A 15,817-nucleotide genomic window follows, 5' to 3' on the forward strand; every position below is an offset into this window, starting at 1 on the left:
CGCTGGAACAACAACGACAATCGCCCGGATCGCGGCAACTGGGGCCGCGATCGCCGGGACGACGACCGGCGCTGGAACAACAACGACGGCAACCGCCCCGACCGCAACGGCTGGAACCGGGACCGCAGGGATAATGATCGCCGCTGGAACAACGACAACAACCGCCCGGGCCGCAACGACTGGGGCCGGGACCGCCGGAACGACGATCGCCGCTGGTCGGGGAGCGACAACCGCCGTTGGGATCGCAACGACTGGCGCCGCGACAATCGCTACGACTGGCAGCGCTACCGCGATCGCAACCGCTCGATCTATCGCATCGGCGGCTACTACGCGCCCTACCGCGATTACTCCTACCGCCGCCTGAGCATAGGCTTCTCGCTGGGCTCGCTGTTCTACGGCAGCAATTACTGGATCAACGATCCCTGGCAGTACCGCCTGCCCCCTGTCTACGGGGCCTACCGCTGGGTGCGCTACTACGACGACGTCCTGCTGGTGGACACTTATTCCGGCGAAGTGGTGGACGTGATCTACGACTTCTTCTGGTGAACGATGCGAAGCCCCTGGATCCCCGCGATCCGGGGGCTTTTCGCATCGGGCGGAAATGAGCCACAGTTTCCTTGCTTCCCCCGATTGATCCGGAGCCGTGGCCGGCTAGTCTCCACCGCGATGCCAAGACCAGCCCATCCCGATTGCGACGCCTTGGCCAGAACGGGCAGTTCCGTCCGCGAGCGATTGGCAGCCGCTCCCGCCCTCACCCGTTACGCGGTGGAAGGCGCGGAAATCTACAGCGCGCCCGGCTTTCTCAGCCATACACATTGTCATCACATCATCGGCCTGATCGACGGCGTTGCGAGCCCTTCTCGCCTCGTCGACGAAAAGGATTGGGACGGCTACCGCACCAGCTTCTCGGGTGACGTCGATCCGCGCGACACCGTCGTCCGGGCGCTCGATGAACGGCTGGCCGCGCTCACCGGCATCGCTCCGGGCCACGGCGAATCCCTGCAGGGCCAGCGCTACAACCGGGGCGAATACTATCATGAGCATTGGGACTGGTTCGACACCGAGGCGCCCTACTGGCTCCGTGAGAGCCGCAACGGCGGGCAACGCAGCTGGACCGCTATGGTCTATCTCAATGCCGTCGACGAAGGCGGCTCCACCGATTTCGTCCATCTCGGCCTGAAAGTGGCGCCCAGCGCCGGGTCGCTGCTGATCTGGAACAATGCCCTGCCGGACGGCTCCCCGAACCCGCTGACGATGCATGCCGCCCGCCCGGTGCTGCGGGGGGTCAAGTATGTAGTGACGAAGTGGTTCCGCGCCCGTCCCTGGAATTAGCGGAACGTCAGCATTCCTCGCCATCTTCGGCCGAACGCCGCGCTTCCAGATATTCCATCAGGTGATCGAACCGGCGATGGAGGCGGATGATCTCGAGCTGGGTGCGCAAGTTCACCTCGTAATCGTGCCGCGCGGTGATGCGATCCTTATCGGCCTGGCGGTTCTGGCTCATCATGATGACCGGCGCCTGGATCGCCGCGAGCATCGAGAGCATCAGGTTGAGGAAGATATAGGGATAGCCGTCGAAGGGCTTCAACCCAAGTGGCGCGAACACCGGGCTGTTCAGGATCGCGCTGTTCAGCAGCATCCAGCCGAACAACACCAGGGCGAAAGCGACGATGAAACCCCAGCTTCCGCCGACCGCAGCGACCCGATCGGCCAGGCGGTCCGCGCGGGTCGCGTGAAGTGCGGCCAGTTCGTCCGCATTCGGGCCGACGACGGTGCCACTCGCGATACGCTGGAGCACCTCCCGGTCTTCCCCGTCGAGATCCTCGAACCGGCGCCCGAGCAGCTCTTCGGCAAGTTCCTCGGGCGTGTGGGGATTCCTGTGCATTCCAACCTCGCGGCGCTCAGCTTGCGGCGGCCAGAGCCTCCGCGATCAGTTTGCGGGTTTCCGGAACGCCGTAAAGAGCGATGAAGCTGCCCATGCGCGGCCCCTGAGGCGAGCCCAGCAGCGTCTCGTAGAGAGCCTTGAACCAGTCCCGCAGGGTCTCGAATTGGAACGCCTCATTCTTGCCGATTTCGTAAACCACGTTCTGCAGCGTCTCCGCCGTCGCATCGGCCCCGGCCTTTTCCAGTTCCGCATCGAGGACCTTGAGCGCTTCCGCTTCGTTCGCGCTGGGCGCCCGGCGCTGGAGAGTCGGCGCGATGAAGTCGCGGTTGGTGGCAAGCGCGGCGCGCACCATGTCACCCAGTTCCGGGTGCGCTTCGGGATCGGCATCGGCGACATAGTTGCCGAGGTATGACCAGACCTGCTCCGCCGTGGCATCTGCGCCAAGCACGCCCACGAGGTTGAGCAGGAGCGAGAACGTCACCGGGACGGTATCGCCGGCGCCCCGAGGGGTGGCGGCATCGTCCGATCCATTGGCGCGCAGCAGGTGCCAGACCGGATTGCCGAGCTGCTTGTCGACCGCCTGATCGGCAAGGTTGCCGCGGAACTGCCAGTACTCGTCGATCGCCTTCGGGATGACGCCGGCGTGAAGCTGCTTGGCGCTCTTGGGTTCGCGGAAGAGGTAGAAGCCCAGCGATTCCTCTGTGCCATAAGTCAGCCACTGCTCGATGGTCAGGCCGTTGCCCTTGGACTTCGAGATCTTCTCTCCGTTCTCGTCAAGGAACAGTTCGTAGATCAGGCCTTCCGGTTTACGCCCGCCGAGCACCTGCACGATCTTGCCCGATTGGGTGACGGAGTCGGTCAGGTCCTTGCCGCACATCTCATAGTCGACGCCGAGCGCGTACCAGCGCATGGCCCAATCGACCTTCCACTGGAGCTTGGCCTTGCCGCCGAACACGGACTGCTCGACCACGGTGCCGTCCTCGTCGGTGAAGCGGATCATGCCGGTGGCGGCGTCGAGCACTTCGACCGGAACCTGAAGCACGACGCCGCTCGTGGGCGAGACCGGCAGGACCGGCGAGTAGGTCTTGCGGCGCTCCTCGCGCAGCGTGGGCAGCATGATGTCGAGAATGCCCTGGTTGCATTCCAGCACCCGCGTCAGCGCCGCGTCGAATTCGCCGGAGTTGTAACGGTCGCTTGCGGAGACGAACTCGTAATCGAACCCGAAGCGGTCAAGAAAGTCGCGCAACATCGCGTTGTTGTGATGCGCGAAGCTCTCGTGGGTCCCGAACGGGTCGGGAATGCGGCTGAGCGGCTTGCCGAGGTTGGCGGCGAGCACTTCCGAATTCGGGATATTGTCGGGCACCTTGCGCAGCCCGTCCATGTCATCCGAGAACGCCACGAGACGCGTCGGCGCACCGCCCGTCAGCGCTTCATAGGCGCGGCGGACCAGAGTGGTGCGCAGCACTTCCTGGAAAGTGCCGATATGCGGCAGGCCGGAGGGACCGTAGCCGGTTTCGAACAGCACCGGGGCACCGTTCGGTTTGCCCTGCGGATAGCGCTTGAGGAGCTTCTGGGCCTCCTGGAAGGGCCAGGCCTTGGACACACGTGCGGCTTCGATCAGGGCTTGTTCAGTCATGCAGCGCTCTTTGGCGAAAAGCGCGCAGAAGGCAAGAGACCGTCGGCCCGGGCGCGATCCAGGACGACGCCGGTTTCACTGCTCCTGCCATTGCCAGTCGTAAGCCAGCGGCGCCTCTCTGAAGGCGAAGCGGTCTATATGTGTGGCGACGACCTGCGCCAAGCGCTCCAGGTCCGCACGGTCTGCACCGGTGATGGAGATGGCGATGCCCTCCCCATCGGCTGCCATGGTGGCGACGGCGGTGGGGAACGTCACCGTGCCGATATCGCCCTCCACTTGCGTCTGGAGCTTGTGACTCCAGTGCTTGCAAAGCTGGCGGACATATTTGCCGCCATTGTCCGTGGCGACGTGCGTGGCGATCACGTTCATGCTTCAATCCTTTCGATCTTGCGGGTCGCCTCGTCGAGCGCGTCGGCGATCTGGAGGATCACTTCCCGATCGGCGCCATCCTTGCTGAGACGATCGAACATGGCGATCTTCAGTGCATGCATGGCCCGGCGTACCGGAGCAGGATCGACCTTCTCCCGAACTTCGGCAAGCGCCGTCAGCCGCGCCTTCAAAGCGGCCGCCTTTTCCGCATCGCCCTCGGCCTGGGCGCGGCCCTGTTCGGTGACCTCATAGGACTTGCGCGAGCCGCCTTCGGCTGCCGGTGCGATCAGGCCGGATTCTTCCATGTAGGTCAGAGCAGGATAGACGACGCCGGGACTGGGGGCGTAGTCCCCGCCAGACAAGGCCTCGATTTCGCGGATCAGATCGTAGCCGTGACGCGGCGCCTCGGCGATCAGGGCGAGCAGCAGAACCTGAAGTTCCGCCTGATCGAACAGCCGCTTGCGCCGACCGCCGCCGGGCCTACCGCCGAAACCGCCGCCAGGTCCTCCCCCGAAACCCTCGCCGCGGCCGCCGCGCCCGCGCCCTCGGCCGCCGGGAACACCTTCGCCGAAGCCTTCGAAGCCGTCGCCTCTTTCGAACCTGCTACGGCCCATGCCGAAGCCGCCCCGCCCGCGCATGCCGCGTTCCTCGTGGTGGTGATCGCGATGGGCGCACCGGTGACCATCCCCTTCGGTTCCTTGTTCTCGATGTGTGTACAAGTTTCTCATGTGATCTCTCTTCGTATGCTTCATGGCTACAAGATATATCTTGAGACCAACTTCGCAAGAGATGAAAATGTATCTTGATGTATTTTCTGATTGAAGATCGGGTTTTCGACGATCCGATGGGCTCCAAGGTTTCCCTTTTGTCCGCGGCTTGCCTAAGACGAGCGCCATGGCCGCCTTGCCCTTACCCGCTCTTCACGCCAGCCATGGCGGATCCTGGCTACGCGACGGTGCGGGAACGACGCGCCCGGTGTCTAAAGGCGAAGCGGTCATGTCGGCGGCGGATACGCCGCTGCTGATCCTCAATGCACCGCTGGTCGCCACCCGGCTCGGCTACCCCGATCTGTCGGGGCTCGATCTGCTCGAACTCTACGCTTTCATGCACCCGGCCAGGTTCGTGGTGCCGACGCCGAAGGGCCTGGCCAATGCACTCGGGCTGGATGCGCCGGTAGACGATGCCGACGTCCCACGCCTGCTGCAGGAAGCGGCCGGGGCCCTGCTCGATGTCTGCGATAGCCCGGATTGGAGCGAACGCGAGGGCGCGTGGACGGCCCTGCAATCGCTCACCCGCATGCGCTGGCCCTGGGCCTCGCTGCTGAACCCCCGCGTCGCCCGCCCCGAACGGGCTGAACGCTGGCTGTTCACACGGCTCCCGGAGTGGGAGGAAAGCCCCGAACTGCCGCAGCCCCGGCAAGTCACGCTGGAACGCGACGAAGTGCTCCAGCGCCTCGCGCAGCTTACCGGAAGCGAGGCCGAACAACGCCCCACCCAGCAGGCCTATGCAGCCGAGGCCGCCGCCGCTTTCGCGCCGCGCCAGTCCTCCGGTCGTCCGCACGTTCTCCTGGCCCAGGCCGGGACGGGCATCGGCAAGACGCTGGGCTATCTCGCTCCCGCCTCGCTCTGGAGCAGCCTTTCGGGCGGCACGACCTGGGTATCGACCTATACCAAGGCCCTGCAGCGCCAGCTGCGCAAGGAGAGCCGGCGCGCCTGGCCCGATCGCCGCGCGGACGGCACCCAGCCGGTGGTCGTGCGCAAGGGACGCGAGAACTACCTCTGCCTGCTCAACCTGGAAGACGCGCTGCAAGGCGGCTTCGCAGGGCGTGCGGCGATCCTGGCCCATCTGGTCGCGCGCTGGGCCGCCTACACGCAGGACGGCGACATGATCGGCGGGGACTTGCCGGGTTGGCTGGGCACTCTGTTCCGGCAGCGGGGCATCACCGCTCTTACCGACCGGCGCGGCGAATGCGTTTACGCGGGCTGCCCGCACTACCGCAAATGCTTCATCGAACGCTCCGCGCGGGCCAGTGCCGGAGCCGACCTGGTGATCGGCAATCACGCCCTGGTCATGATCAACGCCGCGCGCGGCCGCGACCATGCCGGACGCCCCACCCGCATCGTCTTCGACGAAGGCCACCACGTCTTCGACGCTGCCGATTCGACATTTGCCGCCGCCCTCACCGGCACCGAGGCGATCGAATTGCGCCGCTGGGTGATCGGCCCCGAGAAGGCCTCTCGCGGACGGCGGCGCGGCCTTTCCGCCCGTCTCGCCGATGTCGCCAGCTACGACGAGGCCGGAGCGAGGGCGATAGAGGCGGCGCGCGCGGCCGCCGAAGCGCTGCCCGGCGACGGCTGGATGCAGCGCCTTACCGAAGGTGAACCATCCGGCCCGATCGAGGAACTTCTCGCGGCCGTGCGCGCCACGGTCTACGCCCGCGACGAAAGCGGCGGGCAGGAGGCGGGCTACGGTCTGGAAACCGAAGCGGCCGGACTCGAAGGCGCCTTCGCCGAAGTCACCGAAGCGGCGCGGGAGGCACTGGGCGACTTGCGCCAGCCACTCGTTCGCCTCGGCCTGCGTCTGGAAGCGCTGCTGGAAGATGCGCCCGACTGGCTCGACGGCCAGGGACGCGCGCGGATCGAGGGCGCGCGCCAGTCGCTCGGCTGGCGCATCGATCTGCTCCTGGCCTGGGAATCGATGCTGGGTCGGCTGAATGGCCCTGCCGACCCCGAGTTCGTCGATTGGCTCGCACTGGACCGGTCAGAAGCACGCGAATACGATGTCGGCGTTCATCGCCATTGGCTGGACCCGATGAAGCCCTTCGCCAGCGTGGTGCTCGAACCGGCCCACGGCGTCGTCATGACCTCGGCCACGCTGCGCGACGGGGAGAATTGGGACAAGGCGATCGCACGCTCCGGCACCGGGCATATCGATGTCGCGCCGCGTCTTTCCGAGCACCTCAGCCCCTTCGACTATGCCGCCCAGGCCGAAGTCCTGATCGTCAACGACATCCCGCGCGGCGACATACCGGCCTTGGCAGGCGCTTATGCTCGGCTGATCGAATCGGCGGGGGGCGGCGTGCTGGGGCTGTTCACCGCGATTCGCCGCCTCCGTGCGGTCTATGGCCGCATCGCCGACCGGCTCGCCCGCGCCGGCCTGCCGCTCTACGCGCAGCATGTCGATCCGATGGACACCGGCACGCTGGTGGACATCTTCCGCGACGATCCGGCCGCATCGCTGCTCGGCACCGACGCGCTACGCGACGGGGTCGACGTTCCCGGCGAATCGCTTCGCCTCGTCATCATGGAGCAAGTGCCTTGGCCGCGCCCGACCATCCTGCACCGCGCGCGGCGACTTGCAGGCGGCGGGTCGGCCTATGACGACAGCCTGATCCGCGCCAAGCTCGCGCAGGCGTTCGGCCGTCTCATCCGCAGCCGGGGCGACCGCGGCCATTTCGTGGTGCTCTCTTCCGCATTCCCGTCGCGCCTGCTCAGCGCATTTCCGCCGGGAACCCCGGTCCTGCGCATTTCCCTGGAGGAAGCCTTGCAACGCGTGGCCTGGAATGGTTCAGAAGAAAGCAGACGGCGGGAGAGCGCCCCCTACCCTGCAGGCGAATCCTTCGGCCGCCCGCCCGTTTGACCGATCCCCGCGTTTTCACGCTCGGTGAAGACGCTAAGTTCATTTGACGTCGCATCACCGGAATCCTCGATGAAAACCCTCGGAATATTCAGACACGCCAAATCGGACTGGCACGATGCGCGCTTGCGGGACTTCGACCGTCCGCTCAACAAACGCGGACGCAAGGGCGCGGCGCTCATGGGGCTTCACATCCGCGATCAGGCCGTCGGCTGGAAGCGCGTGCTCGCCTCTCCGGCCGTGCGCGTGACCCAGACGATCGAACTTGCCGGCGAGTCGGCGGGGGAGATGCCACCGATCACCTGGGATCGCCGTATTTACCTGGCCAGTTCCGCCACTCTGCTGGACCTGCTGCGCGAGCAGACAGGCGACCCGGGATCCATCATGCTGGTAGGGCACAATCCCGGCCTTGAAGACCTGATATTCGACCTCGTGCCCGACGATGGCCGCAGCCCGATGCGCGACCTGGTCGAGGAAAAATTTCCCACCGCCGCCTATGCCGTTGTCGAACTGGACATCGACTCCTGGGATGCCCTGAGCGAAGGCTCCGGCCGCCTCGTGCACCTGACGCGCCCACGCGATCTCGATCCCGAACTTGGCCCCCACCCGCTCGATTGAGCTTTCGAGCGGCAAGGCCCGAGCAGACGATCAGTCCGCCGCAAGGGCCAGAGCCAGGCGGTTTCGTATCCGGCGCAGGTCCGCGAAGACCGCATCCGCAGCCGGCGCCGCATCTTCACTTCGCTCAAGCGGCATGGCCGCTTCACCGACCGCTTTCTGGCCGAGCGCCATGCCGGCCCCGCGCAAGGTATAGCCTTCACGATTTACCAGCCGGTCGATGTCGGCAATCAGCGCAACGTCTTCGGGGCGATAGTAGCGGCGATTGCCACTGCGCTTGATCGGCTGAAGAGCGGGAAACTGCTCCTCCCAGTAACGCAGGACGTGCTGGCGAATCCCCAGCGCCTTCGTGACTTCGCCGATCGTGCGCAGTGCATCGTGCGCCTTGCCATCGTTGAAGATCGCCTTGGCGGCAGCCCCGTCCTTCGGGACGACCGCTTCCGTGCGGTTCGCTTCGCTGGCTGTCATGGCACAAATCTCCGTATTCCGAACGTGATACCGTTTCCGGATCAGTCGGTAATGCGGTCCTTCAGCATCTGACTGGCCCGGAAGGTCATGACCCGGCGAGGCGTAATCGGCACCTCAACGCCGGTTTTCGGATTGCGCCCGATCCGCTCGCCCTTGTCGCGAAGCAGAAAAGTACCGAAACCCGAAATCTTGACATTCTCACCCTGAGACAGGGCATCAGACATATGCTGAAGTATAGTCTCGACCATCGCAAGCGACTCGGACCTTGAGAGTCCAAGCTTCCTGTGGATGGCTTCCGCGATTTCAGCCCGCGTCAATGTGTCCGTGGAGCGCATAAGTCCCGCATCCCCTCCGTGCGACAACCCCCCGGACAATATTAGGAAAAAATGCGGGAAAAGCAATGCTCCCCGGCATCGGTTCATCCGATGTTCCGCATTGGAACAGGAATCACATGCGAACGACGCTTGCGCCCCAGGTGAAGCCGCCGCCCATGGCCTCCAGCACGACCAGATCGCCCTTTGTGATCCGCCCGTCACGCACGGCCTGATCCAATGCCAGAGGCACCGAAGCTGCGGACGTATTGGCGTGCTGGCCTACGGTCATGACGACTTTTTCGACCGGCAGATCGAGCTTGCGCGCTGTCGCATCGAGGATGCGGGCATTGGCCTGATGAGGCACGAGCCAGTCGATGTCGGCAGGAACATGTCCCGTCTCTTCAAGGACTTCCCTCAGAACCTCGGCCAGGTTCACGACGGCATGACGGAAGACCTCGCGGCCCTTCATGCGCAGCTTGCCGACGGTTCCCGTAGTCGAAGGACCGCCATCAACGTAGAGCAGTTCGTTGTGCGCGCCGTCGGCGTGAAGCCGCGTGGCGAGGATGCCGCGCGGACTGTCATCGTCCTGCTCCTGCGCCTCGAGAACGACGGCTCCGGCGCCATCGCCAAAAAGAACGCAAGTGGTGCGATCTTCCCAGTCGAGGATGCGGCTGAAGGTTTCCGAACCGATCACCACCGCGCGCTTGGCCATGCCGGAGCGCAGCATCGAATCGGCGACGCCGATGGCATAGAGGAAGCCGGAGCAGACTGCAGCCACGTCGAAGGCGATGCAGCCTCGGCAGCCCAGGTTGTTCTGAACGATCGTGGCGGTCGCCGGGAAGGTCTGGTCGGGCGTGGCCGTGGCCAGCACGATCAGATCGATCGACGAGGCATCGAAGCCAGCGGCGTCCAGGGCCTTGCGGGCGGCCTCGGTCGCCAGGCTGGACGTGGTCTCGTCCGCGTCGGCGATATGGCGATTGGAAATGCCGGTGCGCTCGACGATCCATTCGTCGCTGGTATCGACCCGCTCCGCAAGTTCGGCATTGCTGACCGCACGGCGCGGAAGCGCCGAGCCAGTGCCGACGAGAACCGAACGAATCATCAGGCGCTCTCTTCTTGGACACGAGGCTTGCGCAAGGATGCTCCGCCCAGGCGGGCGAGGTCCGCGGAAATCCGCTCGGTCACGTTTTCTTCCAGGAGACGCGCCGTCACGGCCACGGCATTGGCGACGCCGGCGGCATTCGCACCGCCATGGCTTTTCACCACGATACCGTTGAGGCCCAGGAAAACCGCGCCGTTATGATTGTTGGGATCGAGATGGTGCTTGAGCAGCTCGGTCGCAGGCTTCGAGATCAGGAACCCGATCTTCGAACGCAGCGAACTGGTGAAGCCGCGGCGCAGCAGGTCGGCCACGAAGCGTGCCGTGCCTTCGACGGCCTTGAGCGCCACGTTTCCGGAAAAACCGTCGGTGACGACGACGTCCATATCGCCGCTTCCGAGCTTGTCGGCCTCCGTGAACCCGTCGAAGGAGATCGACAGGTCGGCCGCCGAAGCCTTGAGCATCGCGGCTGCATCGCGCAGATCCTCGGTGCCCTTGGTTTCCTCCGTGCCTATATTGAGCAGACGCACGCGCGGCTGCTCGCGCCCGGTGGCGACGCGGGCATAGGCAGCACCCATGATCGCGAACTGCACGAGATTGCGCGCATCGCATTCGGCATTGGCGCCAAGGTCGAGCATGACCAGGTCATGATCTTCCAGCGTCGGCAGCAGAGCGGCCAGCGCGGGACGATCGATGCCGGGCATCGTGCGCAGCGCGAGCTTGGAAATCGCCATCAGCGCGCCGGTGTTACCGGCACTGACGGCGGCTCCGGCGTCACCCGCCTTCACCGCCTCGATAGCGCGTCCCATCGAGGTGCCCTTGGCCCGGCGCAAGGCCTGGCTGGGCTTTTCCTCGCCGCTGATGACGCCTTCGGTATGAAGGATCTCGGAACTTGCCCTGAGGTTCGGATGGTTTTCGAGCGCGGCCTTGATCCGCGGCTCGTCACCGACCAGCAGGAACTTGAAACGGTCATGTCGACGGCGCGCGAGAGCAGCGCCTTCAATCATGACGCGCACGCCCTCGTCGCCGCCCATCGCATCGACAGCGATACGCGGCAGACTCATGGGCAACCTCCGAAAATCGTCTTGGTCTTAGACTTCGACCGCGACGATCTCACGACCGTTGTAGTGGCCGCAAGCGTTGCAGAGGTTGTGGGGGCGCTTCAGCTCGCCACAGTTGGGGCATTCGTGGAAAGCCTCGACCTTCAGCGCGTCGTGGCTACGACGCATGCCACGGCGGGAGGGGGTGGTCTTTCTTTTAGGGACAGCCATTTCGGCACCTGTTCCTGGAATTGAATGTCAAAAAGGCCGCCGGAAACCGTTTTCGCGGACCGGCGGCTTGCGAAGGCGCGCCTATAACCGATTTCGTACGAGTTGCAACCCGTTCCTCCGCGCCGCATGACAGCGAAATTCACTCCGGGGGAAATCGATCCATGATTCTTCAGACAACTTTATGCCTTGCGGCGGCAGCCGGCGTCATCACCTTCTGGCATATAGCGCGGATCGGCCAATTGCGCATGCGCGAAAAAGTGCTGTTCGGGGATGGCGGATACGATCCCCTTGCCCGGCGCATGCGCGCGCAGCTGAACTTTGTGGAGAGCACGCCTTTCGTGCTGATCCTCACGGCGGCCATCGAAATGACCGGCACGGGCGGCACCTGGCTCGCGGTGGTGGGCGCGCTCTTCATGCTGGGCCGCGTCTCTCACGCGCTCGGCATGGATATCGACAAGCCAAACCCGCTGCGCATGCTGGGCGTGCTGGTGACCGTCCTCACCCTGATCGGATTGTCGGCCATCGCCATCCTGATCGCGGTCGGCCGGTTCTGACGCGGGAGGGAGGGGCCGCACCGCCCTTCCCGTCTGCGGCCTCAGCCATGCCGAGACGGGCGCTTAGACCGGCGCTTAGACCGGCAGCCCGCGTTTCAGCGCAGCATCACCGACATAAGGATTGCTGCGCCGCTCATCTCCGAAGGTGCTGATCGGGCCGTGCCCCGGAACGAACGTCACATCGTCTCCCAGCGGCCAGAGCTTCCGGGTGATCGAATCGACGAGATCCTTCAGATCGCCCCGCGGGAAATCCCAGCGGCCGATGCCGCCCTGGAACAGCACATCGCCCACCATCGCGAACTTGCTGGGGGCATGATGAAACACAACGTGCCCTGGGGTGTGCCCAGGGCAGTGCACGACGTCGAGCTCCAGTTCCCCCACCGTGACCTTGTCACCGTCTTCCAGCCAGCGGTTCGGTTCGAAGGTCTGGGCTTCCATGTTCCAGCGCGGACCATCGTCGTTGAGCTGGGCGATCCAGAACCGGTCCTCTTCCTGAGGACCCTCGATCGGCACGCCCATCTCCTTCGCGAAAATGCCCGCCATGCCGCAATGATCGAGATGCCCGTGGGTGATGAGGATCTTCTCCAGCGTCACACCGGTCTTCTCCAGCGCCTGCCGCAGCTTCGCAAGGTCCCCGCCTGGATCGACGAAAGCGCCGCGCATGGTCTTGGTGCACCATATCAGTGAGCAATTCTGCTGGAGCGGCGTGACGGGAATGATCCCGACGCGCATCGGTTGTATCGGGGGCTGCTCTTCGTGGGTCTCGCTCATGGCAGAGGAAATGGCTGCAAGCCTGCGCAAATGCAACCGGATCAGATGCGCCCCCCTTTCCAGACGACTCGGCCGATCACCTCGATCTCGTCCAAGCCGCATTCGATGGGCCGGTAGACGGGGTTGTCGCTCAGAAGCGCAATGCGGCCGGCGCGGCCAGCCTCCAGCCGCTTGACCAGCACCGTATTGTCCAGACGGACGACGTGGATCCCGTCTCGCAGCGGCCGCCAGTCTCGGTCGACGAGAATCTCGTCACCGTCGCGCAAGACCGGCTCCATCGAATCTCCGCTGACAACGATCGCGGAAAGCATTTCCGGCCGCAGCCCCATCGAACGTAGCCAGCGCGGTGAAAAGCGAATTGTTCCGAATACGTCCTCGCCATCGGGCAAGGCCCCTGGCCCTGCAGAGGCGCCGATCGCAAGACGGGGAACATCGACCCAGTCGGCATCGTAGGAATTTCTATCCGCAGCGTAGGAATTTTCCTTCACAGCGCCAAATTCTGATTCGCTCACACCGAAGAACCGCGCGAGCCTGCCTCGATCAGTTTCCTCAAGCTTGCGAGGGCTACCTTTCCGAATGAATTGTTGGAGATATGACGGATTCTTCCCAATCATTCGAGATAGTGACGAGAGGCTGGCACCGCGCTCTTCGGCCAATTCCAACAAGCGATGGCGGACTTGGGCGTTTTCCATAATGTAATCCTACGCGTAGGAAATTTCCTAGACAAGCCCCTACTTCGAGAACATAATAGGAACACTTAATGCGAGTCATTCCCCGGAGCCCCGCCCATGCTTCTGAGCCAGATCGAGCGCTTCCTGCGCCTGACGCGCATATCCTGGACCAAGTTCGGGCGCCTGGCCGCGCACGATCCCCGGTTCGTGGCCGATCTGCGCAACGGGCGCCGGCCCAGGGACGGCACGGCCGCTCGCATTCGGATGTTCATGACGACTTATCTGGAGAGCCCACATGCACGTTAATCCTGCCCATGACCGCTCGATGCTTCAGTCGGCTCGGGAAGCCGTGGGCGCGTCCGCGCCACGCGCTTTCTCACGCGGCCCCTGGTTGCCCCTGCTGGCCGAGCTTCTGAAGCTAGCCGGATCACGAGTCGAATTCCTGCGCCATGCGGAGCGCCCCTGGAGCAGTGCCATGTTTTGCGGATCCCGCCATACCGTGGCGCTCGCCTTCAACGACCGCCAAGCCATCGCCGACGGCGAACGCCTGATCGAGGCCCTGCCCGAACACGAGTTCGCCATCCCCGGCCAGCTCGTGGCGGACGCGGCCATATCCGCAGCCGATCACCGGGCAGGCCCGCTCCCCTCTCTCACGCTGGAAATCGAGCTGCTCCTCCTAGAAGAGTGCTGACCAGCGGCGCCTCCGGCCATGAAAGACAAAAGGCAGGGTGAAAGCCCTGCCTTTTTTCAGGCCGTCAAAGTGCCCGCGAAAGTTCCTTGATCTCCATATTGAGGATGCGGTCGTTCTCGGAATAATCCACCGGGCAGTCGATCACATGCACGCCGGGGGTGTCGCGGCAGTGGGCGAGCAGCTTTTCCAGATGCGCGGCGCTCTCCACCCGGTAGCCATTCGCGCCGTAGCTTTCGGCATATTTGACGAAGTCGGGGTTGCCGTACGTCAGCCCGAAGTCCGCGAAGCCCATGTTGGCCTGCTTCCATCGGATCATGCCGTAGGCATTGTCATTGAGGATCAGCACGGTGAGATTCAGCCCCAGACGCACGGCCGTCTCCATCTCCTGGCTGTTCATCATGAAGCCGCCATCGCCGCAGACGGCGAAGATCTTGCGATCGGGATAGACCATCGCGCTCGCCATGGCCGAGGGCAGGCCCGCTCCCATCGAGGCGAGAGCATTGTCGAGCAGCACCGTGTTGGGCCTATGTGCACAGTATCCCCGTGCAAACCACAGCTTGTAGACGCCGTTGTCGAGGCAGACGATCGCATCGCTGGGCAGAGCATCGCGCACCTGCTGCACCAGATGCGGCGGGAAGATCGGAAACCGCTCGTCTGCGGCCAGCTTCTCGGTGTGATCCAGCTCCGCCTGGCGGTAACCGAGCATGGCGTCGAAGTTCCACTTGGCCGAGGGCGCGATCGCCTCCTTGATCTGCCACATGGCATTGGCGATATCGCCGATAACTTCGATATGCGGGAAGTAGACCGGGTCGACCTCCGCGGTCTTGGTAGAGACGTGAATCACCACGCGCCGGTTCGCATCCGCGTCCCGGGTGCCATCGTTGTGCATGAAGAACGGCGGCTTCTCGATGACGTCGTGACCGATGTTGACGATGCAATCGGCATCCTCGATCGCGCGGTGGACGAAATCGCCGGAAGAGAGCGCCGCACAGCCCAAAAAGCGGGGATGACGCTCGTCGATCACCCCCTTTCCAAGCTGAGTCGTCAGGAAGGGAATTCCCGTCTTTTCAACGAATTCCCCCAGCATCTTGCTGGTCATCTTGCGATTGGCGCCAGCGCCTATCACGAGGACCGGCCGCCGCGCCTGCTCCAGCGCCGCGACGGCCTGGGCGATCGATTTCACGTCAGCCGTGGGCCGGCGCACGGTCGAGCGCGGCACCGGGCGCGAATCGGTGTATTCGTCCGCGATGTCCTCAGGCAGTTCTACGTGAGCAGCACCGGGCTTTTCCTCCTCGGCGATACGAAAGGCCTCGCGCACGCGGCTCGGTATATTGTCCGAGCTTGCCATCTGGTGCGCGTATTTGGTGATCGGCTGCATCATCGAGACGACGTCGAGAATCTGGAAGCGACCCTGCTTCGATTTCTTGATCGGCTTCTGCCCGGTGATCATCAGCATCGGCATGCCGCCAAGCGTCGCATAGGCAGCCGCCGTCACGAAGTTCGTGGCGCCTGGCCCCAGAGTGGAGAGGCAAACCCCCGTCTTCCCGGTGTGACGCCCGTAAGTGGCCGCCATGAAGCCGGCGCCCTGCTCATGGCGCGTCAGGATCAGCTTGATCTGCCTGGAACGGGAAAGCGAATCGAGGAAATCGAGGTTCTCTTCCCCCGGAACGCCGAAGATATATTCTACCCCTTCCGCTTCCAGGCATTCGATGAATAGATCCGATGCCTTGCGCTTGTCGCTCTCTGCCATGTGCACTTTCCCTCAACCTCGGCCCATTTCGCCTCTGTGTGCCGGCAAGGTGGCGGAGAATTCAAGCGGGCGCACCTGATCAAATCA

The 15,817-nt window shown here is 64.2% G+C and carries 19 protein-coding genes; 7 read left to right on the forward strand and 12 right to left on the reverse strand.

All coding sequences use genetic code 11. The features are described 5' to 3' along the window. Positions 1-546: RcnB family protein (locus L284_RS37315; protein WP_021234464.1), on the forward strand; the 546-nt coding region annotated here is incomplete at its 5' end. 153 nt (positions 547-699) lie between these two features. Next, complete coding sequence (locus tag L284_RS37320) at positions 700-1,332, forward strand: 2OG-Fe(II) oxygenase (RefSeq protein ID WP_235054390.1); 633 nt, start codon at positions 700-702, stop codon at positions 1,330-1,332. Between the two features lie 7 nt (positions 1,333-1,339). Here L284_RS37320 and L284_RS37325 read toward each other — a convergent pair whose 3' ends face one another. From L284_RS37325 to L284_RS37340, 4 genes are all read right to left on the reverse strand, one after another. Continuing rightward, positions 1,340-1,885 (reverse strand): DUF1003 domain-containing protein, encoded by a 546-nt coding sequence (locus tag L284_RS37325; protein ID WP_021234466.1) that lies wholly within the window; start codon positions 1,883-1,885, stop codon positions 1,340-1,342. A gap of 16 nt (positions 1,886-1,901) precedes the next feature. Next, positions 1,902-3,521 (reverse strand): lysine--tRNA ligase, encoded by a 1,620-nt coding sequence (locus L284_RS37330; protein ID WP_021234467.1) that lies wholly within the window; start codon positions 3,519-3,521, stop codon positions 1,902-1,904. A gap of 75 nt (positions 3,522-3,596) precedes the next feature. Next, on the reverse strand, positions 3,597-3,890 hold the full coding sequence (locus L284_RS37335; RefSeq protein ID WP_021234468.1) for a DUF2218 domain-containing protein: 294 nt from the start codon (positions 3,888-3,890) through the stop codon (positions 3,597-3,599). Beyond that, the gene (locus tag L284_RS37340) at positions 3,887-4,528 is read right to left on the reverse strand and encodes a PadR family transcriptional regulator (RefSeq protein ID WP_021234469.1); all 642 of its coding nucleotides are present in this window, start codon (positions 4,526-4,528) and stop codon (positions 3,887-3,889) included. The genes L284_RS37335 and L284_RS37340 overlap by 4 nt, the downstream gene beginning before the upstream one ends. A 256-nt stretch (positions 4,529-4,784) precedes the next feature. On the opposite strand from L284_RS37340, the gene L284_RS37345 reads away from it, so the two are divergent. Together L284_RS37345 and L284_RS37350 are read left to right on the forward strand one after the other, a co-directional pair. Next, on the forward strand, positions 4,785-7,529 hold the full coding sequence (locus L284_RS37345) for an ATP-dependent DNA helicase (RefSeq protein WP_040713459.1): 2,745 nt from the start codon (positions 4,785-4,787) through the stop codon (positions 7,527-7,529). A 69-nt stretch (positions 7,530-7,598) separates the two neighbouring features. Next, positions 7,599-8,144 carry a SixA phosphatase family protein gene (locus L284_RS37350; protein WP_021234471.1) on the forward strand — a complete coding sequence of 182 codons (546 nt, stop codon included), beginning with the start codon at positions 7,599-7,601 and terminating at the stop codon, positions 8,142-8,144. Between the two features lie 30 nt (positions 8,145-8,174). Here the strand turns inward: L284_RS37350 and L284_RS37355 are convergent, their stop codons facing one another. The 5 genes from L284_RS37355 to rpmF all read right to left on the reverse strand — a co-directional run bounded on the left by L284_RS37355 (position 8,175) and on the right by rpmF (position 11,293). After that, a complete protein-coding gene (locus L284_RS37355) occupies positions 8,175-8,609 on the reverse strand; it encodes a MerR family transcriptional regulator (RefSeq protein WP_021234472.1) in 435 nt (144 codons plus the stop codon). A 41-nt stretch (positions 8,610-8,650) separates the two neighbouring features. Beyond that, the gene (locus L284_RS0124345) at positions 8,651-8,944 is read right to left on the reverse strand and encodes an integration host factor subunit alpha (protein ID WP_031342398.1); all 294 of its coding nucleotides are present in this window, start codon (positions 8,942-8,944) and stop codon (positions 8,651-8,653) included. Between the two features lie 112 nt (positions 8,945-9,056). Further along, positions 9,057-10,025 carry a beta-ketoacyl-ACP synthase III gene (locus L284_RS37360; protein ID WP_021234474.1) on the reverse strand — a complete coding sequence of 323 codons (969 nt, stop codon included), beginning with the start codon at positions 10,023-10,025 and terminating at the stop codon, positions 9,057-9,059. Then, positions 10,025-11,086, reverse strand: a complete 1,062-nt coding sequence (plsX, locus tag L284_RS37365; protein ID WP_021234475.1) for a phosphate acyltransferase PlsX — start codon at positions 11,084-11,086, stop codon at positions 10,025-10,027. Before plsX ends, L284_RS37360 begins: the two co-directional genes overlap by 1 nt. Positions 11,087-11,113: 27 nt before the next feature. After that, entirely contained in the window at positions 11,114-11,293 is a 180-nt protein-coding gene (gene rpmF / locus L284_RS0124350) for a 50S ribosomal protein L32 (protein WP_031342399.1), read from the reverse strand. Positions 11,294-11,454: 161 nt separating this feature from the next. Between rpmF and L284_RS37370 the strand changes: the two genes are divergently transcribed. Further along, entirely contained in the window at positions 11,455-11,847 is a 393-nt protein-coding gene (locus L284_RS37370) for an MAPEG family protein (RefSeq protein WP_021234477.1), read from the forward strand. Positions 11,848-11,922: 75 nt separating this feature from the next. On the opposite strand, the gene L284_RS37375 is transcribed toward L284_RS37370, so the two are convergent. Together L284_RS37375 and L284_RS0124355 are read right to left on the reverse strand one after the other, a co-directional pair. After that, positions 11,923-12,618 (reverse strand): MBL fold metallo-hydrolase, encoded by a 696-nt coding sequence (locus L284_RS37375; protein ID WP_021234478.1) that lies wholly within the window; start codon positions 12,616-12,618, stop codon positions 11,923-11,925. A 41-nt stretch (positions 12,619-12,659) separates the two neighbouring features. Then, entirely contained in the window at positions 12,660-13,310 is a 651-nt protein-coding gene (locus tag L284_RS0124355; RefSeq protein WP_031342402.1) for a LexA family transcriptional regulator, read from the reverse strand. Positions 13,311-13,406: 96 nt separating this feature from the next. Here L284_RS0124355 and L284_RS37380 point away from each other — a divergent pair, with 96 nt between their 5' ends. Both L284_RS37380 and L284_RS37385 read left to right on the forward strand, forming a co-directional pair. Continuing rightward, positions 13,407-13,595: a hypothetical protein gene (locus L284_RS37380; RefSeq protein WP_021234480.1), complete on the forward strand. Its 189-nt coding sequence runs from the start codon at positions 13,407-13,409 to the stop codon at positions 13,593-13,595. Beyond that, positions 13,585-13,980 (forward strand): hypothetical protein, encoded by a 396-nt coding sequence (locus tag L284_RS37385; RefSeq protein WP_235054391.1) that lies wholly within the window; start codon positions 13,585-13,587, stop codon positions 13,978-13,980. Before L284_RS37380 ends, L284_RS37385 begins: the two co-directional genes overlap by 11 nt. A gap of 64 nt (positions 13,981-14,044) precedes the next feature. Here the strand turns inward: L284_RS37385 and L284_RS37390 are convergent, their stop codons facing one another. Then, positions 14,045-15,730 carry an acetolactate synthase large subunit gene (locus L284_RS37390; RefSeq protein ID WP_021234482.1) on the reverse strand — a complete coding sequence of 562 codons (1,686 nt, stop codon included), beginning with the start codon at positions 15,728-15,730 and terminating at the stop codon, positions 14,045-14,047. Positions 15,731-15,817: the final 87 nt, after the last annotated feature.

Source organism: Novosphingobium lindaniclasticum LE124 (assembly GCF_000445125.1).
GTDB classification, from domain to species: Bacteria; Pseudomonadota; Alphaproteobacteria; order Sphingomonadales; family Sphingomonadaceae; genus Novosphingobium; species Novosphingobium lindaniclasticum.